The sequence below is a fragment of the Rhodococcus sp. YH3-3 genome, assembly GCF_001653035.1.
Lineage (GTDB): Bacteria > Actinomycetota > Actinomycetes > Mycobacteriales > Mycobacteriaceae > Rhodococcus_F > Rhodococcus_F qingshengii.
The window spans coordinates 246,105-265,554 of the sequence record NZ_BCWH01000002.1 but is presented as its reverse complement, the minus strand read 5'-3'; the positions used below and the strand labels follow the sequence as shown (position 1 = coordinate 265,554).

General features: G+C 61.6%; 18 protein-coding genes. 7 read left to right on the top strand and 11 right to left on the bottom strand.

Annotation, left to right across the window (positions count from 1 at the left end):
* Positions 1–26: 26 nt before the first annotated feature.
* Positions 27–1,523 (top strand): MFS transporter, encoded by a 1,497-nt coding sequence (locus YH3_RS13880; protein WP_202426560.1) that lies wholly within the window; start codon positions 27–29, stop codon positions 1,521–1,523.
* Positions 1,524–1,550: 27 nt separating this feature from the next.
* Here YH3_RS13880 and YH3_RS13875 read toward each other — a convergent pair whose 3' ends face one another.
* Together YH3_RS13875 and YH3_RS13870 are read right to left on the bottom strand one after the other, a co-directional pair.
* Complete coding sequence (locus tag YH3_RS13875; protein ID WP_030536111.1) at positions 1,551–2,414, bottom strand: SDR family NAD(P)-dependent oxidoreductase; 864 nt, start codon at positions 2,412–2,414, stop codon at positions 1,551–1,553.
* 47 nt (positions 2,415–2,461) lie between these two features.
* Positions 2,462–3,349 (bottom strand): SDR family NAD(P)-dependent oxidoreductase, encoded by an 888-nt coding sequence (locus YH3_RS13870; protein ID WP_030536112.1) that lies wholly within the window; start codon positions 3,347–3,349, stop codon positions 2,462–2,464.
* 241 nt (positions 3,350–3,590) lie between these two features.
* Here YH3_RS13870 and YH3_RS13865 point away from each other — a divergent pair, with 241 nt between their 5' ends.
* Both YH3_RS13865 and YH3_RS13860 read left to right on the top strand, forming a co-directional pair.
* Entirely contained in the window at positions 3,591–3,938 is a 348-nt protein-coding gene (locus YH3_RS13865; protein WP_007730530.1) for a hypothetical protein, read from the top strand.
* The gene (locus tag YH3_RS13860) at positions 3,931–4,581 is read left to right on the top strand and encodes a Dabb family protein (protein WP_064443598.1); all 651 of its coding nucleotides are present in this window, start codon (positions 3,931–3,933) and stop codon (positions 4,579–4,581) included. The genes YH3_RS13865 and YH3_RS13860 overlap by 8 nt, the downstream gene beginning before the upstream one ends.
* A 5-nt stretch (positions 4,582–4,586) precedes the next feature.
* Here YH3_RS13860 and YH3_RS13855 read toward each other — a convergent pair whose 3' ends face one another.
* Positions 4,587–5,513 (bottom strand): alpha/beta hydrolase, encoded by a 927-nt coding sequence (locus tag YH3_RS13855; protein WP_007730522.1) that lies wholly within the window; start codon positions 5,511–5,513, stop codon positions 4,587–4,589.
* Positions 5,514–5,793: 280 nt separating this feature from the next.
* Here YH3_RS13855 and YH3_RS13850 point away from each other — a divergent pair, with 280 nt between their 5' ends.
* Positions 5,794–6,516: an IclR family transcriptional regulator gene (locus tag YH3_RS13850; protein ID WP_007730520.1), complete on the top strand. Its 723-nt coding sequence runs from the start codon at positions 5,794–5,796 to the stop codon at positions 6,514–6,516.
* Positions 6,517–6,637: 121 nt separating this feature from the next.
* Here YH3_RS13850 and YH3_RS13845 read toward each other — a convergent pair whose 3' ends face one another.
* Both YH3_RS13845 and YH3_RS13840 read right to left on the bottom strand, forming a co-directional pair.
* Positions 6,638–7,219, bottom strand: coding sequence for a PadR family transcriptional regulator (locus YH3_RS13845; RefSeq protein ID WP_050656919.1), 582 nt, complete (start codon positions 7,217–7,219; stop codon positions 6,638–6,640).
* A 138-nt stretch (positions 7,220–7,357) separates the two neighbouring features.
* Positions 7,358–8,623 (bottom strand): cytochrome P450, encoded by a 1,266-nt coding sequence (locus tag YH3_RS13840; RefSeq protein ID WP_042451552.1) that lies wholly within the window; start codon positions 8,621–8,623, stop codon positions 7,358–7,360.
* Positions 8,624–8,991: 368 nt separating this feature from the next.
* Between YH3_RS13840 and YH3_RS13835 the strand changes: the two genes are divergently transcribed.
* Positions 8,992–10,038, top strand: coding sequence for an NADP-dependent oxidoreductase (locus YH3_RS13835; protein ID WP_042451682.1), 1,047 nt, complete (start codon positions 8,992–8,994; stop codon positions 10,036–10,038).
* A gap of 61 nt (positions 10,039–10,099) precedes the next feature.
* Here the strand turns inward: YH3_RS13835 and YH3_RS13830 are convergent, their stop codons facing one another.
* Positions 10,100–11,185: a TerC family protein gene (locus tag YH3_RS13830; protein WP_003942925.1), complete on the bottom strand. Its 1,086-nt coding sequence runs from the start codon at positions 11,183–11,185 to the stop codon at positions 10,100–10,102.
* Positions 11,186–11,410: 225 nt separating this feature from the next.
* On the opposite strand from YH3_RS13830, the gene YH3_RS13825 reads away from it, so the two are divergent.
* Positions 11,411–11,758, top strand: coding sequence for a hypothetical protein (locus YH3_RS13825; protein WP_058226856.1), 348 nt, complete (start codon positions 11,411–11,413; stop codon positions 11,756–11,758).
* 4 nt (positions 11,759–11,762) lie between these two features.
* On the opposite strand, the gene YH3_RS13820 is transcribed toward YH3_RS13825, so the two are convergent.
* Entirely contained in the window at positions 11,763–12,995 is a 1,233-nt protein-coding gene (locus YH3_RS13820) for a CdaR family transcriptional regulator (RefSeq protein ID WP_064443597.1), read from the bottom strand.
* Positions 12,996–13,159: 164 nt separating this feature from the next.
* Here YH3_RS13820 and YH3_RS13815 point away from each other — a divergent pair, with 164 nt between their 5' ends.
* Positions 13,160–13,987: an SDR family oxidoreductase gene (locus tag YH3_RS13815; protein WP_003942902.1), complete on the top strand. Its 828-nt coding sequence runs from the start codon at positions 13,160–13,162 to the stop codon at positions 13,985–13,987.
* Here YH3_RS13815 and YH3_RS13810 read toward each other — a convergent pair whose 3' ends face one another.
* The 4 genes from YH3_RS13810 to YH3_RS13795 all read right to left on the bottom strand — a co-directional run bounded on the left by YH3_RS13810 (position 13,988) and on the right by YH3_RS13795 (position 19,409).
* On the bottom strand, positions 13,988–15,199 hold the full coding sequence (locus YH3_RS13810) for a CdaR family transcriptional regulator (protein ID WP_007730515.1): 1,212 nt from the start codon (positions 15,197–15,199) through the stop codon (positions 13,988–13,990). It abuts the gene before it with no gap.
* Between the two features lie 37 nt (positions 15,200–15,236).
* Positions 15,237–16,790 carry an acetyl-CoA hydrolase/transferase family protein gene (locus YH3_RS13805; RefSeq protein WP_064443596.1) on the bottom strand — a complete coding sequence of 518 codons (1,554 nt, stop codon included), beginning with the start codon at positions 16,788–16,790 and terminating at the stop codon, positions 15,237–15,239.
* Between the two features lie 82 nt (positions 16,791–16,872).
* Entirely contained in the window at positions 16,873–18,516 is a 1,644-nt protein-coding gene (locus YH3_RS13800) for an AMP-binding protein (protein ID WP_054826917.1), read from the bottom strand.
* 14 nt (positions 18,517–18,530) lie between these two features.
* The gene (locus YH3_RS13795) at positions 18,531–19,409 is read right to left on the bottom strand and encodes a crotonase/enoyl-CoA hydratase family protein (RefSeq protein WP_238592615.1); all 879 of its coding nucleotides are present in this window, start codon (positions 19,407–19,409) and stop codon (positions 18,531–18,533) included.
* Between the last annotated feature and the right edge of the window lie 41 nt (positions 19,410–19,450).

Below are 19,450 nucleotides of genomic sequence, written 5' to 3'. Positions count from 1 at the left end.
TCTTGTAATTCCCGAGAAGGACCCACTTGACGAATTCAGTGACGACCGACAGCGCTGCGCAGCCAACGGTCCACGACACCCCGGATGTATCCGTCGTAACATCGCCGCGCCGCGAGGCCGTCATCATCGGAGCGCTCAGCCTGGCCGCGATGATCGTCTCGATGATGCAGACACTGCCCGTCCCGATTTTGGGGCGTATTCAGTCCGATCTGGGCGCATCCGCGGCCGGCATCAGTTGGGTGACGACGGCGACGTTGCTGTCGGCCGCCGTTTTCACTCCCCTGTTGGGCCGCTACGGCGATCAGCACGGCAAGAAGCGCACGCTGGTCGGCGTTCTGGTCGTCATGGTCATCGGTTCGATCGTCGCCGCACTGGCACACAATCTGCCACTTCTCATCCTCGGACGCGTCCTCCAGGGGACCGCCACCGCCATCTTCCCGCTGGCTCTGTCGGTCCTGCGCGAAGAGGTCCGCCCACACAAGCTTCCCGGCGCGATGGCATTGGTCAGCGGAACTCTCGCATTCGGCAGCGGGCTCGCCCTCGTAGCCACCGGACTTCTCACATCGGCTCCGGATGCCGACTACCGCAACGCCTTCTGGATGGCCACCGGGTTCGCGTTGCTTGCCCTCGTCGCCGTCATCACGCTGGTTCCGGCAACCAAGCACAAGAGCGGCGGGCGCGTCGACGTCATCGGCGCGCTGAGCCTGGGCGCTGCACTCCTTCTGCTCCTGTTGTCGATTTCGCAAGGCCACCAATGGGGTTGGTTCTCACCCGTGACCATCGGTGTTTTCCTGGGCTCGATCGTGATGTTCGCAGTCTGGGTCTGGATCGAGAAGATCGTCGACGAACCACTGGTCGACATGCGAATGTTCGTCCACCGGCCCGTGATGATGGCGAATCTGGCGGGGGTCATGCTGGGCTTCGGAATGTTCGCCAACTTCCTGGGCATCTCCTATCTCGTGCAGCTTCCCCACGCCCTCACGGGATACGGATTCGACGCCAGCATTCTGCGTGCGTCGGTGGAATTCCTGCTGCCGGGTGCGATTGCCTCGCTGATCGCAGCACCGATCGGTGGGCGGCTCATCAGAGTGCGTGGGCCACGCTTCGTCCTGGGACTCACCGCCATCTGTGGTGCGGTGCCGTTCGCCTGGCTCGCGTACGACCACACGCACACCGCGTCGGTCATCGGGGCCGGCATCGTGATCGGCGCCGCCGTGAGCCTGGGCTACGCGGCCATGCCCGCGATCATCATGTCGAGCGTTCCGCGACACCAGAGTGGAATAGCCAACGGCATCAACTCGATCTCCCGTTCCACCGGCAGCGCCATGGGCAGTGCAGTGGTGACTACGATTCTCGCCTCGATGACCATCGCGAACCTGCCAGAGGGCGTATCCGCTCTGCCCAGCGAATCCGCCTTCACCGTCACCTTCGTCACTGCCGCCGTAGCTTTCGCTCTGGTCGGCCTGGTGGGTTGGTCAGGCCTCCCCAAGAGTGCGTCGACGTCTGTCAACGGCAGCGCGTGAACAGGCCTGCTCCGAACAGCTCCGCATTCACGAGATGCCCATGCGTGTGAGCATTGTGCGAGGATCGGCGGGAGGTAGCAGGTCTCGAAGCTGAGCGGCTCGGCGGTCGGTGAACTGCCGACACGCGTCGTCGTCGGAGAACACCCAGAAGTCCCCACGCGCTATTGCTTCGGTCATGTGCTCGGCGGCATCGAGCGGGTCGAGTCCGGATTCGACGTTCGCCTGTTGCATTGCATCGAAGACAGCGTTTGCCGTGACGTTCGTAGTCGGCGCGTCACGCTGGGCCGCACGAAAGATCTCACTCCGGATCGAGTGTGGAACAACAGCACTGACCTGAATCGGAGAGTCGACCAACGACAGATCTTGGTGCAAGCTCTCGGTCATCGCCAGCACCGCGAACTTACTGACGATGTACGGTCCTTGCACCGCGGCGCTGTTGATCCCGCCGACAGAAGACAGATTGGCCACACACGCCGGCCTACCCACCTTCAACATCAATGGCACGAAAGCACGAAGGCAATAGAAGACGCCGTCGACGTTGATCTCCATCAACCGTCTCCACCGCGCACCACTGACTTCCCACAGCAACCCGGCCGTCTCCACTCCGGCATTGTTGACAAGCAACTCGACGCTGCCGTGACGATCGAACACATTGTCCGCCATCCTCTTCACGGCATCGGCATCCGCTACGTCCACTCCATGGACGTCAGCTCTCCCACCGGCCGCGCGAATGTCCTCGGCGACGAGCGACGCACGCTCCTCGTCGATGTCGGCAACGACCACCGTCATTCCCAGCCGCGCAAGGTGACGGGCGAACCCTGCACCGATACCGGCCCCCGCACCGGTCACGACGGCCGTACCGGTACCGAACCGGCGTTCAGCGTGGGACATCTCCACTCCTCGGGTTGTGTCGCCGAAACTATTGCTCGACAAAGACTTCAGATTCCTTCGGGCAGAATGTTGGGATTGCACCACGTCGGTGGCTCACGTCTGGGCATCAGCCCTTGCCCGTCGAGCGCCTTCACGACCAGATCCTGATACCAGGGAAAATGAAGACTGAAGGCTACAAGGCCGGTCCGCTCGGCCGCGGGAAGAGAACACATGGCCAGTACCGTCTCGGCAAGATACTCGACGGGCTCGGTTTCGTATCCATCCGGAATGAGTGCGTCGGCGCCGGGAGTCGAGATCGCAGTGGAAGGCCCCACCGAGTTGACCGCGATATTGTCGTCCAGCACCTCCGCGGCGAGGCCCTGTGTGAACCTGTGCAGTGCTGCCTTCATCGACGCGTAAATCACGTCACCCGACGTCTTGTTGTAGTCGCGGAAGGGCCTGATCGGATTCAGTCCCGTCGAGGAACCGATGTTCACGATCCAGCCTGCGCCGCGCTCTCGCATGTAGGGGATGGCTGCCTTCGACAGGGCGAACGGCGCGCGAATGTAGTGGTCGAGGGTCCGTTCGAACGTCGCCAGCGACATCTTCTCGATCGGCGCGTAGTCGGCAAACCCGGCATTGTTCACGAGGATGTCGATACCTCCGGTCCGCGAGACGACCTTCTCGATCAATCCGTCGCGAGCCTCGGAATCCTCGAGATCGGCCGGAATGGCAAGTGCACGACCGTGTTGCGACTCGATCATCTCGACGGTCTCGGACAACGTACCGCCGATGACGACATTACTGTCGGCACGGACTGCCGCGGTAGGCCGAGTCGACCGTGCGGTGACGACCACGGTTGCCCCCTCTGCCGCCAGTCGCCTGGCGATCGCCCTGCCGATGCCTCGACTGCTCCCGGTCACCAGCGCGGTCTTCCCTACCAGCGAGTGATTCAACTGCTCCTCCAAGGCTCTTCCACTTCACGACATCGAACACATGACGTATGTGTTCGACCTGAGTTCGACTGCATTTCACGCAATCGTTGTCCGCCATGTTGCATCATCCGATTCTGTTGCACAGCAACGATTCCCGCCTGACGGGAGGTGTCGAAATGCCGGGCACATGACCAAATTCGCTATCTCCCGCTGTGTGAGATCGAAAGCATCACAACGGGTTAGGGGAAAGTAATCTTCACCAATGGCAGATGAAACGCTCTACGTGATCGATCGGATAGTCACGAAACCGGGATGCGGTCGACAGTTCGTCGACGCGCTACTCGACCAGTATTTGCCGAGTGCACAGCGTCGCGGCATGACACTCGCCGACGTACTCGTCAGCCCTCCGTTGTGGTGCGATCAAGACCCGAACACCTTGACCGTCACCTGGACGGTCGACGGCACGGCCGGCTGGTGGTCGATGACGCGCCAGGGCCGCAGAGACTCCACCCTCAGACAGTGGTGGGATGCAATGGCTCCGCTCATAATCGAACGGAGTCGCTCCATGGCCGCCGCAGCAAAGGACATCGAAGGACTGAGCAATGTATAACGTGACAAGAGTCGTGCACGCCGCCAACGGGGCGGGCGCCGACGAGTGGGCCGCTGCAGTGAAGAACATTGCCGCAGTTGCCGAATCGTCGAACGCGCTACGTCGTCACGTCTGTACGACACTTCCCGGCGTCATCAACGGCGGAGATCTGATCGTCCATCTTCAGTTCGAAGACGAGATGGCTTGGCAGACAGCCCGAGATGCGGTCGACGACAGCCTGCGCTGCGCCACCGTCGACCACTTCCACGGCGCCGAGTACTCGTCCGGGACCACGGGACGTTCCGGCGCCGAAGCCGCCGGTCAGGTGTACCGAGCGCTGTTCATCCGGGTATCCCCCAGCACACCCCAGGACGTACTCGAAGAATTCGAACGGGATCTGCTCAGGATGCCTACCCATATCTCGTCGATCTGCGCCTGGCGTCTCAGCCGAGTCGACGCAGCGACCGGGCACACACCATGGACTCATGTCTGGGAGCAGGAGTTCACCGACCTCGGCTCACTGCAGACCCAGTACCTCGATCATCCGATTCACTGGGCAGTGGTGGACCGGTGGTTCGACCCCGAATGTCCCGAGGCAGTGGTCCACGACAGAATCTGTCACACGTTCGGCAATCTCACCGAGAGACTCCTGACAGTGAAGTGATCTGCCTACTCGCTACCGAGCGCCTCGCGCGTCATCGCCCAAAGCTTCTGTCGCGCAGGCTCGGTCAGTGACAAAGACGGGATAGTGAGGAAGCCGTGGAACAATCCTTCGAAGCGATGATGGCGCACCGAAACGCCAGCCGTCGCGAGCATCTGCGCATACGCGTCACCTGACGAACACGGCGGATCGAGTTCGGCTGTCACGACGACAGCCGACGGAAGACCGGCGAGCGTCTCCGCACGCGTAGGAATCACACGGGCGTCGTCGCGACCTTCAGGCGCGTACTGCTGCCAGTACCATTCCATCGCTGCGGTGGTGTTGTAGTGACCCGTGCCGTAGAGCCGATACGACTCGGTTTCGAAGTCGTCGTCGATCACGGGGTAGATGAGAACCTGAAGGGCAATTTCCGGACCACCCCGATCCCGAGCGGCAATAGCCACGGTCGCCGCGAGGTTCCCTCCCGCACTGTCGCCCACAAGTGCGATTTTACCTGCGTCGGAACCGTATTCGGCAGCATGCTCGCTGGCCCACGCCACCGCGGCGTAGACGTCGTCGTGGGCTGCCGGTGCCGGATGCTCCGGCGCCAACCGATAGTCGACGGCAACCACTACTGCGCCGACTCCCTGCGCCATCGATCGACAGAATTCGTCGTGACTGTCCAGATCGCAGAACACGAAACCGCCCCCGTGAGCGAAGACCACGAGAGGAACGTCGTTCGAGGTTCCATGCGGACGAAAGACGCGAATTGCCAGATCTCCACCGGGACCGTCGATTACGTGATTCTCGACTGAAAGCATGTCGGGAAGACCCGTCAGCGGCGCACGTCGGTTCCGAATCAGAGTTCGTAGCTCCGACGGCGGGACACTGGTGACATCCGGGAATCCAGCGTTGAGGGTTGCAAGCATCGTGGTGACTTCCGCTTGAATCGTCATATAGTCTCCTGGTCTCTCAGCCCGGCGGGTGGCGCTACGTCTGCGCCGGCATCCGCGTTTGTCCACTTGGCGTGTGATCACGTCAACGTAGATCGCCCACCACCAAGCAAGGAACCCGCTCTCCCGATCAGTGGTCCGTTTCCGCCGACGAGCACCGGAGGCGTCCGATCCACAGGGTGGCCTTCTTCACAAAGCAGAAAAAACATGTCATCATTCCTAATCGAAATAGCCTTGTCCAGGGCAGTTGTCCAACTTGACTACGGGATAGCAGAGGGAACACATGTCGCTCCAGCTCGAGGTCGATCCCGCAACGCCGAACGCCTTCCTCGACCGAGTCTCTCTGCTACTGGATGCGTTCGGCGGTCGAGATCGTCTCACCCTCGCCGAGATTGTCCGACGAACCGGGCTTCCAAGGTCTTCAGCCCACCGCATACTCGACCATCTGGTCCAACTTCGGTGGCTGCACCGCAGCGGCCGCGATTACACGCTCGGGTTGCGGCTCGTGGAACTCGGCTCGTTGGCCGTGTACCAGGACAGACTTCACTCAGCTGCGCATCCGCACCTGTACGAATTGCACCGGCGTACCGGACTGATCGTCGAGATGACGATTCTCGACGGCTCAAATGTGGTGTGCCGCGCCCACATGGCAGGTCGTTTCGCCAGCATGATTCCGAATCGGATCGGTTTCAGCACGCGCGCAGACGGAACTCTCGTCGGCAGGGTCCTCCACACCTTCAACAACGAGCGAGGAGAGGCGGCCGACGAGGTCCGAAAAACCGGCGTGGGATACGGCCGTGACACGCCGATCGACGGATTCGGCACGATCGCCACTCCGATCGGCCCGATCGGCGTCGCGACCTCCGCGCTGTCGATCTGCGGACCGCTCCGACAAATGCCGCTCGACGAGCGGAACTCGCCTCTCACCGGGCTTCTTCGGGAAACAGCCGCTTCCCTGTGGCGAAATGCGGGCGTCCGGACCACCGAAAGCATGCGAGCTCAGTAGGCACGAAGACTAGGCACGAAGACTAAGCACGAAGACTAAGCACGAAGACTGGGCACGAAAACCTCGACAGCACAATTCTATTGGCGTGGGGCAGAATCTGGAGAGTTGTACCTCCGCACGCTCAGATCAACTTCCAACTACCGGCATTGACGGGCTGCGGCAAGCCGAGAGCGTTGGCGTCGCCTTGCGCGAATCGAGCGGCGGCCTCATCGATGTCATCGAGCAACTGAGCGGCGAGGTCGATCTCCATCTGAAAATGGCGGCCTATCCATCGCAGACTCATCTCGGTAAATGCCCAGGCGGGTTCATTCTCCGAGTTATCGGCGTGTTCGATTGCCTTGAGCTTCTTTGCCTCGAGGTTGTCGATGTGATCGAGCACTATCGACTTGAGCTGATCGGGGTCGTTGAGGTGGCCGACCCACAGTCTCAACATCACTCCATGTTTGAGAACGGGGGTTTCGATCTCCGATCGGCGTGACCATGATCTGAGAGCCTCGATACCGGATTCGGTTATCGTGAACACTCGTCGACGACGCCCACCCGATTCCGAAACCTCCCGCGAACTGACGAATCCCAGCGTTTCCAGCTTTTTGAGCTCGGTATAGACCTGGCTCACCGACGGGCTCCAGTAATAGAACCCGATGCTCCAGTCGGCCCAGCTTTTCAGATCGCTGCCACTGAGTTCTTCTCCGAATGTGAGCATTCCCAGCACTGCCCAACTTGTCGCGGGCAATGCCGGGTAACACGCAGTTGCGGGATCAGGCACCGGCCCAGACTAACAAGACGTCGACCACCTGACACCGACTTGCCCACCGAGTGGTCTGTTCACGAATTCGTGCAATCAGAAAAGGTTCAATCGCAGTTCGGAGACACCGCGGATAAAGGCCGTGCCACCCCACGTCACTCCACCGTCGACGAGCTCGGTATTCGGCGCTTTGTCGATCAACGCATTCAGGATGGTCTTGATCTCCAGCCGGGCCAACCACGCACCGAGGCAAGCGTGCGCACCGTGACCGAACGTGATGTGGTCCCGGACATTTGACCTCGACCAGTCCAATCTGTCCGCGTTCGGACCGAATCGAGTTTCATCGCGGTTTGCCGACGCCAGCCACGTCACAATGTGATTTCCGGCCGGAATCACCGCATCTCCCACCGCGTAATCCTCGGGAGCAATGCGAATCATCAACTGCGCCGTCGGCTCATAGCGCAGGACTTCTTCTACCGCGTGATCGAGCAGTGCCCTGTCGTCGACGAGTCGTTCCCACTGATCACGATGGCCCATAAGTGCATTCATGGTGAGACCGACCTGATTGACTGTGGTGTCCAGTCCGGCGATGACCAAAGTCTGCACGGTAGCGGCAACTTGATCCGGCCCGATTATCTCGCCTTCGTCGCCGGCGGAGATGAAGTCCGACAGGATGTCGTCGCCAAGATTGTTGCGCTTCCAAGCGATAACGTCCTGAAGGTGTGCCGAGAAATCACGCTGAGCGGAAATGTAGTCGCTGGTCTGCTCGGCAGTCAGAAACGGATCGAGTAGGTTGAGTCCCTTACGGGTCCACTCGAACATCGTATCGGTGTCGGCAGGTACGGGGATACCGAAAATTTCGCAGACAAGGCGAATCGGTAGCGGATGAGCAACTTCCGTCACCAGCTCGATCTCGGAGCCCCGTCCATGATCGGCAAGCAACTCGTCGACGATTTCCTTCGCCCGCGCGTCGTAACGCTTGATTGCCCTGGGCGTGAACGGGCGCGCCAGTAGCTTGCGCAATGCCAGATGGTCCGGTGGATCCAGCTTCGACAACGATGGGCGCAACAAGTAGGCGTCGCTGCCACCGGCCGCCTTGATCCGCATATTGCGCGGTGCCTCGAGTGCATACTGTTCCGACGAACTCAGCGACTTGTCCGCCAGTGCGCGTTTCACGTCGTCGTAGGCGAAAAGCATGTATACGCCATTCGAATGCTGTTGTACCGGAGCAACTTCTCGCGCAATCGCGTACCGCGCGTACGGATCGGACAGGAAGCCTGGCTCCGTTGGATCGACCAATCCCGTTCTGAGCCAATCCGTTGTGTCATGAACCGCACGCTCCGAACCCACCGGCGAAGTCATAGTCAACCTCTCGTCCTCGACAAAATCACTCACACAAGATCTGGCAGATCATTGACGCCCTCGTAAAAATCCACAGCCGAATACCACTGGTGACGAGCGTCAGCGCTGCGCTGAACTGAACTGCGCAGAGCTTCACAGTCGGACTACGAGGCAACCAACAAACCGCCCGCTGTATGGGAAATGAAGTCGCGCTCCGGACGTCGGGTTGCCACATTCTCACTGAGCGGGCGGGAAGGTGCGCTCCTTGCTGCTCGAGGACAGAATTCCCAGACGTCTTCGCCGTGAATCAGTAAGGCGGCGAGATCAATTCCGGGCAATCGTCCCGAGAAGTGATGCGAACCGGTGTCGAAGCAGATTGGAAATTGCGCATGACCGAATATGTGAACCGCGCTGTGCGAGTCGTTCGAGCTCCCCGCGGCTTGCCTGTCGTAGAAGATTTTCGGATCGACGAGGTCCCGATCCGGCCGCCCGCGGACGGCGAAGTTCTGTTCCGCGCCCACTATCTTTCGATCGATCCGGCGATACGAAGACGCCTACCGTCCACCAGCTCTGCCCCCGGGCCGTTGGGAGCTGTTGCCGGTATCGGCGACGTCGTCTTGGCTGGAGTAGTGCCTGCGCACTCCGGTTTGGACGGCATCGCAGTCGGCGAAGTGATTTCTTCGCGGCATCCTGACTTTGCGGCAGGTGATTTGGTTCGAGGCGGCACGCACTGGCAGGTTTATCACACAATCAAAGGCGCTGCCCTGGACCGCATACCGAGGGAGAATCGAGCTTCCCTAGGAGATGAACTCGGAATTCTAGGACAGCCAGGATTTGTCGCACACTGCGGAATGCGGTTGGTCGCCGACGTCCGAGAGCGAGACACAGTCGTGGTTTCGGCGGCCGGCGGAGCAGTCGGCATGGTTGCAGGCCAAATCGCGAAGCTGGCGGGCGCCCGGGTGATCGGAATCGCCGGGGGTGAGAAGACCGAATACGTTGTGGAGGAATTGGGGTTCGACGCCTGCATAGATAGGAAGACGGCGAACATCGGCGAGCAGTTGGACGAATTGTGTCCGAAGGGCGTCGACGTCTATTTCGACAACGTCGGAGGCTCGATCACGCGAGCGGTTTTCGATCGCATGGCCGATTTCGGAAGGGTCGTCGTGTGCGGAATGATCAGCGAATACAACCAGGATGAAAGCGAAGTCGGGCCTCCCCTACGCCCTGTACTACGCAAACGTCTACGCATCGAAGGGTTCATCTGCTACGACCACTACGACCGGTACCCGGAGTACCGGGCGTGGGCGTCCGCTCGAATCGCCGAAGGTGGACTGCGCTACCGCAACGATGTCACCGAGGGCATCGAAAATGCCCCAGCGGCCTTGATCGGGCAGCTTTCGGGGCACAACCGGGGGAAGCAGTTGGTGATGATTTGACAAAGGGAGACCACACGTCGTTGTGTGGTCTCCCTTTTCGATTCGTTCAGCCGATCAGGCGTCAGCCTCTGGGCCGAGCATCTACCTTGTCGTCATCGTCGTCGCGCTCGCCGGTTGCGAGCTGGACGCCGGATTTCTCGATGCTGCCGTCAGCACCTGACTTCTCGAGGTCGATCGGTGCATCACCGGTCGCAACCTCTTCGGCCTCAGGCTCTTCCGGTAGCGGCTTCTTGAGACTCAGGATGATCGAGCCTGCCAACACCACGATGATCACCGCGAGGCTGACCAGTGAGGGAATCTCGGGGATCGACGTGCTGATCACCTTGTGGCTGGCCTGCATGATCAGCTTCACGCCGATGAAGGCGAGGATGATCGACAGACCCTTGGACAGGTAGTGGAACTTCTCGAGCAGGCCCGAGAGCAGGAAGTACAGGGCACGCAGACCCAAGATCGCAAACGCGTTGCTGGAGTACACGATGAATGGATCGTCACTCACTGCCAGCACTGCCGGGACACTGTCGACTGCGAACACGAGGTCGGCAGCTTCGATGGCGACGACGACGGCGAACAGTGGTGTTGCGACGCGCTTTCCGGCTTCCTTGACGAAGAACTTGGTTCCTGCGTATTCCTCACGGACCGGCATGATCTTGCGCAGCAAGCGAACCGCCAGCGAGGTTCCCGGATCGAAGTTCTCGTCGTCGTCCTTGAGCAGCTTGTAGGCGCTGTAGAGCAGGATGGCGGCGAAGACGAACAGAACGGCCGTGAACTTGCTGACCACGGCAACGCCGGCGGCGAGGAAGATACCGCGGAAGATCAGGGCGCCGATGACACCGAAGAACAACACGCGGTGCTGGTATTCACGGGGCACCTTGAAGTAACCGAAGATCAGGGCGAACACGAAGAGGTTGTCGACGGAGAGGCTCTTCTCCAACAGCCAGGCCGTGGTGAATTCGACGCCCGAGTTCACCCCCAAGGTCAGGGTGACGACCACCGCGAATACGAGAGACAAACCGACCCAGAGTGCACTCCACCAGGCCGCTTCCTTGAAGCCGATGACGTGCGCGCCGCGGTGGGCGAGCAGGTCGATGAGCAACATGACGACGATGACTGCGGCGAACGCGGCCCACGCCCACATGGGAACGTTCATCGCTGACCACCTACCCGAATGGCACTGATGACTGCGGTCACGGGGAGCTCCTTCACTGGGTTCGGACGGCCGTCTCGCCGTCTTCTCCAGTGTTCCTTGCCGACTTCTATCCATCCCGGTCGAAATATCGACGACTTTCACACCTGAAGTTGCCGAAACCATGCAATCTGAGGGTGTTGCGTCCGAAACCGCCGCTGGACGGCATCTTGTTCTAGCCTGGCAAGCATGAGCACCTCGTTGTACTACTCCGCCGTCCGCACCACACCGCTGACCGACGACGAGAAGGCCGAAGTCGACCGACTCATCGCCGTCCACAACGACGAATTTCCGTTCGACTACGAGGTCCTGGACCTCTATCCGTCGGATATCCCCAACACTCTGCTCAACGGTTCGACAAAGATCTCGAGCGACCCGACCGAGGTATTCCCTTCGCTCGTCTACTGGTTCAACGCTCTGACCGAACTCCGGCGAGCGGTGCCCGACGCAGACTGGGACGTTTCACTCGACGACACCCCCGCCGATTGGGATGACAGCTCCGGCTATTCGCTCCCCGGGCTCGACGACATGCAGTAGCGAGTCACGGGTTCGCCAGGAGGGCGGCTCCGTAGCTCTCCAGCGCGATGAGCGCCAACTCTGTTGGCAGCCGACGCTGGTCCACGCTGCGGTCTAACAGCTTTTCGGCCTGATCGAGTCGATACCGCACGGTGTTCTTGTGCAGACCGAGCGCCACGGCGGTAGCGGCTGCAGTGCAATTGTTCTCGTAATAGACCCGAACGGTGTCACGGATACGCGTCGTGACACCGTCCGCGCCGGCGAGTCCTTTCAATTCCCGGGCCACCAACGCACGCAGTTCGTCCAGATCTTCGGTGAGCAGACAGGGAACCTGAACATCTTCGTAGACGGTGACCCCCGGCGAACCCGTCGAACGGACCGCGATGCGCTGCGCGGCGAGAGCCTCGCGGTGACTGCGCGCGAATCCTTCCATTCCGTAACCGCTGGCCCCCACCGCGACACGGAGGTCCGAATTCCGAGCACGATCGAGCGCCGCCCACTCATGGTCGTCGAAATGCGCGACCCACGACCACACCTCGCGCGCCCCCGAAGGCAGCGTCAGCACGCGCTCGGCATTCGACTCGTCCACAAAGGAACGCGCATACGAGTCCAATCGGGCCAATACGTCGGCGGCCGGATCGGTGTCGTCCGTCCAGAGAACAAACGCAGTGTGGTGGCGCCGCATCGGGTAGTCGAGAATCTGCGACACCTCATCGGAGTGAAGTGCTTCGCCTGCGACAATCGCGTGCACCGTCTCGGACCGACGCGCAAAAGCGCCGCGCGCCAAGCTCTCACGCTCCTTCGCATACGTTGCCACCAACAATTCGGTGGTCACTTCCAGCCATCTCATCGCCGAACCCCACACTCGGACCAGAAGTGCGCGCTTGAGTTCCGGACCGATCGGAAGTGCTTCTATCGACTCGTCGACGAAGCCCAGCATCGCGAGGCGTCCGGCACCGTAGATCTTGAGCAGGACTCGAAGATCCATACCGCGCCTGGCAACGGTGAGTGCAAGCGCAACCGACTCCGGCGGCGGCGTGACCTCCTGGGAACCGCCCGCGATCGCGGCCACGATGACGCGAAGCTGCGCCGCAGTGCTCGCATCCACATCGCGTCGTAGCTCCCGATCACCCGCCACTTCAGGATTGGCCACCGCAATGGCGTCGTCGATGCGTTGAACGAAACCGTCGATCACATCCGGCTGGAGATAGATGGGCGCGAGATTTGCAATCCAGCCGTCCAACTCCGATGTGTCCATGGCGCCTCCCCGACTTGTCACCCTGATTGTGACTTAGTCACAAATCTATCGTCTCACTTCGGCCAAGAAGCCCTAGCAACCCGGTTTCGACTGGTCCACAATCACATCTCACTGCAGATTCATCTCACTGCAACCAACCCCTATCTTTGGAGACGCTGGAGTAAATGAACAAACCTTTCGACGGTCAGGTAGTGGTCATCACCGGCGGCGCCCGGGGCATCGGATACGCCACCGCGAAGCGGCTGATCAGCCTGGGTGCGACCGTCGCGATCGGCGACATCGACGAAGCCACTCTCGCGCGAGCAGCCAAGGATTTGGGCATCCGCACGTTCGGGCGCCTCGACGTCACCGACCCCGCCTCGTTCTTCGACTTCCTCGACACCGTCGAAGGTGAACTCGGCCCGATCGACGTGCTGGTCAACAATGCGGGCATCATGCCGGTCGGACGGATCGTCGACGAGGACGACTCCGTGACCAGACGCATCATCGAGATCGACGTCCTCGGCGTGATCACGGGAACCAAGCTCGCATTGCGACGGATGCTTCCGCGCGGACGTGGACACGTCATCAACATCGCTTCGCTTGCAGGCGAACTCCCGTGCCCCGGTTTGTCGACGTACTGCGGCGCCAAGCATGCGGTGTTGGGCTTCACCGATTCTGTCCGCAAGGAAGTTCGTGGCACCGGAGTTCACATCTCGTCCGTGCTGCCGACGCTCACCAACACCCAACTCACCTCGGGCACTTCGGGAATGAAGGGATTCCGAGAAGTTCAGCCGGAGGAAATCGCCGAAGCCGTCGTCGGTTTGATCACCAAACCGCGTCCACGCGTACGCATTACGCGGGTGTCCGGGCTGCTCGTGCAGGCACAGGGCTTCTTCCCCCGGCGGCCGTACGAGGCATTGAGCCGACTGTTCGGCGTCGAGACGCAGTTTCTCGGCGACGTCGACACCGCGGCACGTGCTGCCTACGAAGAACGCGCCCGCGCAAGCTGATCAGGTCAGCTCGGTGGCCGGCCAGTCGAGCAGCTTCGCACCCAGTACGGCAGCGTGGAGCGCGAAGCTGTCGTTGGGATCGTTGACGTTCTGACCGGTGAGTTCACGGATGCGGTCCAACCGGTACGTCACGGCGCGGACGGACAAATGCAGGTCTCGGGCGGTCTTAGCCGTATTGCCGCCGGCGGAAAAGTACGCGAGCAGCGTGTCGATCATCGGTCCAGCGCCACCACGCGCCTCGAGCAGCGGTGTGAGAAGGGTGTGGATCAGGTCGGTGACCGCCGGTCTGTCGTTGACCAGAACCCGGTAGACCAGCAGGTCACGAGCATCGATGATCGGTGCGGTCAACGACAGGCGCTGCGCCAGGTCCAGTGCGTCCAGCGCCTCCCGGTACGACGCCACCACGCCCGAAGCGGTGGTTCGAGGGCGCCCGACAGCGATCTGCCACGTGCCGTCCAAAGGACGCCGCTGCAACTGCACTCGCCCGTCGTCATCGGTCCCCGGCCCGAGAGCCGACCGAATCCCTGCCAGCACGTGGTCGACGGCATCGCGATCCGGCGCCGCGAAAACGACCACCAGTTTGCCGCTCTTGCTGGCGACCAACGCATCGGCGTCACCCTTGCTACCCAGAACGGCACGTTCGACGGCGCGCACCAAAGGGTTGTCGTCGGTGAACTCACGGGCGGCGGTCACTACCGCCACGGCATGCGGACCACTGAGGTGGAGACCGAATCCTGAAGCGCGATCCAACAATCCGACGACGTCAGCGCCGCCGGTCAACAAGTCGTCGACGAACTCGCGGCGTGCCGATACCTGCGAGCGGACCAGAGAACGCCTGGCCAACTGAAAACCTTCGGCCAGTTCGGCGACGGCATCGTCGACGGCACGCAGCATCACTTCGCCGGCCGCGACGACGGCGTTCGGATCCGATTGTGCCGCAATAACAGCAGGCAGTTCACGCCACAGACGCCAGGCCGAGGAGAGATACAGATCGAGCAGGGCTCGCAGGGCCACACCTTGCTGCGCTGCTTCTTCCCCGCGAGCGCGGAAGCGGTGCAGCTGACGACGCTGCAGCGGTTTCCCTTCACAGACAGCGTCGCTGAGCACGTCGAGGAAATCACCCAGCAGTTCGACGGGCAGGCCACCGGCGTCATCGGCCCCCGCCGCGGCAACCCGGCGTATGGCGTCGTCAGGTACCCCGGTTCGGCTCACCCTCGCATTCTCTCACTGCCGGCAGCATTGCCTGGCGTCACGAAAGGCGCATCGAACCCGTGTCGATGTACCGCTGATGGAACGAGAATGCCTCGCCCAGGATGTGCGGCGTCTGCCCCGCACCCGGTTGAGCGTCGGCGCGAGCGATGTAATCGTGGAGCAGTGGCCGGAATTCCGGGTGAGCACACTTGTCGACGATCAGGCGCGCGCGTCGCCGCGGCGACAGACCGCGCAGATCCGCCAACCCCTGCTCGGTCACCAACACCTGAGTGTCGTGCTCGGTGTGGTCGACGTGCGGAACCATCGGCACGATCGCCGAGATCTCACCGCCGCGGGCCGTCGACGGGCTCAGGAACATGGACACGTAGCCGTTGCGGGCGAAGTCCCCCGAGCCGCCGATTCCGTTCATGATCTTCGTCCCCATGACGTGCGTCGAGTTCACGTTGCCGTAGATGTCGGCCTCGAGCATGCCGTTCATGGCGATGATTCCGAGCCTGCGCACCACCTCCGGGTGGTTGCTGATCTCCTGCGGACGGAGCGTGATGTGGTGGCGGTAGAAGTCGATGTTCGCGGTCAGTTCTTCGATGCCCTCTTCGGTGAGCGCCAAAGCCGTCGACGACGCATGCGCGACGGTTCCGTCCTTGATCAGCTTCAGCATCCCGTCCTGGATGACCTCGGAGTAGCAGGTCAGGCCGCGATACGGCCCCCGATCGAGCCCTCCGAGCACCGCGTTGGCGACATTGCCGATGCCCGCCTGCAGCGGAAGCAACGTATCGGCCGGCATCCGTCCGGCGCGCACCTCGAAGTCGAAGAATTCCAGGACGTGGCCGGCGATCGCCTCACTGACGGCGTCGGGTGCAGTGAGAGGGCTCGCGCTGTCACGGCAGTTGGTCTCGACAACGGCCACAACCTTCGTGGGATCCACTCGGAACGTGGTCTGGCCGATCCGGTCCTCGACACGAATGATCTCGAGCGGCTTGCGATGCGGCGGCAGCGCGGTGCCGTAATAGACGTCGTGAATACCTTCCATCGCCTCGGGCACCCACGAGTTGACTTCGAGGATGACTCTGTCGGCGACGTCCAGCCAGGTCTTGTTGTTGCCAATCGACGCGGAGGGAATCAATTCCCCTGATTCGGTGATACCGGCGACCTCGACCACCGCGACGTCTACGTTGCCGTAGTAGCCCTCCCACACCTGCTGAGCCACGTGGGAGAGATGGATGTCCACGTAGTCCATACGACCCTCGTTGATCCGGCGACGTGCGGTGGCCTCGGACTGATACGGCATGCGCAGCGCGATTCCGTCGACCTCCGCGAGCAGCCTTTCGGTCTCGGTGGACACAGAAGCGCCGGTCAGGAGATTGATCGTGAAGTTCGATCCGTTGCCGCGGGTCCGGTGAATACGCTCGGCCAGGGCCGGAATGACAACCTTGGGTGTACCGGCGCTCGCGAAACCGCTGATCGCGACGGTGTCGCCCGGGTTGATGAACTTCACGGCGTCGGACGCAGACATCACCTTCGACGCAAACGCTGTGGCGCGAATGCGGTTGGAGGTGGCGTTGTGTCCGGTCTCACCGAAGGTTGAACTCACGGCACCAGGATAAACAGGGCACGTCGAAGCGATTTACGGGGATAACCCAGACAGAATCGCTCCGACGTGCTATGTGCACCGATCAGTTGACGACGCCGTACACGCCTTCGCCGACCAGGCTCGCAATTCGATATTTCTGGATCTTGCCCGACCCTGTCAGTGGGAACGCCTCCGCGCTGAACCACTCCTTGGGCGCCTTGTGGCGCGCCAGTCGCTCGGTGCAGAACTCGACCAGCTCGGCGGCGGTCGGTTGGTCGGACTCGTCCTTCCAGCGGATAACGGCGACAACTCGCTCACCCCACACCTCGTCGGGCACACCCACGACCGCCACGTCGAGAATCTTCGGATGTGTGAAGATCACGGACTCGACCTCACGCGGATAGATGTTCTCACCGCCGCGGATGATCATGTCCTTGAGGCGGCCGGTAACCCGGACGTATCCACGTTCGTCCATCGTCCCCAAATCGCCGGTATGCAACCAACCGTCCTTGTCCACGGTGTCGGCCGAAGCCTCCGGATTACGGAAGTACTCGGTCATGACGAGGTACCCGCGCGCGCAGATCTCGCCTTGTTCGCCGAGCGGCACGCTGTCCCCGGTCACGACGTCGGAGATCTTCACTTCGACCTGCGGCAACGCGAGTCCGACCGTCTCCGACTTGTCCTCGGGGGTGTCGGCCGGGCTGGTCTGTGTGATGACGGGGCTGGCCTCGGTCTGTCCGTAGACGATGCTGAACCCCGCCCCGAAGGCCGACTCCACCGTGCTGACGAGTTCGGGCGGGACCGACGACCCGCCGGATACGACCACCGAACAGGCCGAAAAGTCGCGACTCGCGAAGCTGGCGTCGTTGATCATCGCGATCAGCATCGTCGGCACTCCACTGACCACGTCAGCGTGAAAGCGTTCCGCCGCATCGAGAACCGCAGTCGGATCGAAGTACTGGATCAGGCCGATGGACATTCTTCGCTGCGCGGCGCCGAGAACCAGGATGCCGCACCCGGCGGTGTGGAACAGCGGCATGGCCGACACAACCGAACCCCGCTCAGGGAATCGGCCTCTCCGACTCACAAAATCGGCATTGTTGACCAATCCGCGGTGATGCAACAGAGCACCTTTGGGAACTCCGGTGGTTCCCGACGTGTACTGGATCTGCGCATTGTCGTCAGGCGAGACTTCCGGCAGAGCGCCCCGTTCGCCCGCCCAACCTCGAACCTGGCGATCCCACTCCTCGAAGTTGACTGCGAGAACTTCTTCTCCCGAAATCGAAATCGCCTCGGATGCAACCGCTGCCATATCGCCACCGCGAAACTTTCCGGTGTGGAAGAGCCCCCGAGACTGGGACTGCGACAAGACGTACGCCAGCTCCTCCGCACCCAACGCAGGATTGGCGGTCACCAGAACCATCCCGGCGAGCGCGGCGCCGTATTGCAGAATCATCCATTCCGGAACGTTCGGAGCCCAGACAGTGATCCGATCTCCGCAGTCGAACTGAGACAAGAGGTAGTGCGCACACCCCTCTGCTTCGTCGAGAAGCTCCGCGAAGGTCCACGTGCGATCGGTTTCAGCCGCCCCGGAAAGCGAATGCGATTGCGTCGGAACCACTTCTCTGATTGCAATCAGATTCGGCGAGTCCGCGGCGCACTCTCGCAGCAGCCCACCCACCGTTTGCTCCTCTATCGGGTCAGACACGTCAGCGGGGAAGTACGACGTTTCGAGAACACTGCTCATCTCACATCCACTTTCTATCGAGGAGGGGTGTCGGACGCGGGGAGCGGCCCGCCTCCGTCTGGAATCTTGCGTCCGGAATCGCGGTACTGAACCGCGGCATGGAATCCGTCGCGCTCGGCAAAATCCTTGAACCAGCGCCCCTCCGGGGAGTGACGCGTAATTCCGTCGAACAGGGTTGCCAGTACCTGGGTGCCTTGCAATCCCATGTTGTCGTACGCCTGGTTGATCATCATCTTCTGCATGGCCAACTGATTGAGCGGAACACCGGCGATGCGATCTGCCAACGCTCCCAACGCCGAGTCCAATTCGTCGGCCGGCACCGCTTCGAGCGCCAATCCCCAGTCAGCCGCAGTGACACCGTCAATGGTGTCTCCCGTCAACAGCATTCGCTTGGCACGCTGGGCTCCGAGCCGGTACACCCACATCGCCGTCGTCGGGCAACCCCACACACGCGCAGGCGGGTATCCGATGCGAGCGTCGTCGGCCATGATCAGCATGTCGCAGGACAGCGCGATGTCACTCCCACCGGCAATCGCATATCCCTGAACCTTGCAGATCGTCGGCTTGAGCGATCGCCAGAGCGTGAAGAAGTCGTCGGTGTTCTGCTTCATCCCGCGAAAGTCCTTGATGGGGTCCCAGACCGGGCCCTGGTTCCACTTTCCGTCAAGGTCGCCTTCGGCAAACTTCTTGAGGTCGTACCCGGCACAAAACGCCTTGCCCGCACCTTGCAAGACGATCACACGGACCTCGTCGTCGTCATTGGCTGCTGCCACCGCGTTTCGAATGTCCGACGGCATCCGGTCGTCGATCGCGTTGAGCCGATCGGGACGGTTGAGCGTGATATACGCTTTACCACCGGACGTCTCGTACTTCAGGGTCGCAAAATCCGTCATCATCGGTCCTGTCGACAGAGCGCGCCTCGCTCGGAACGAGT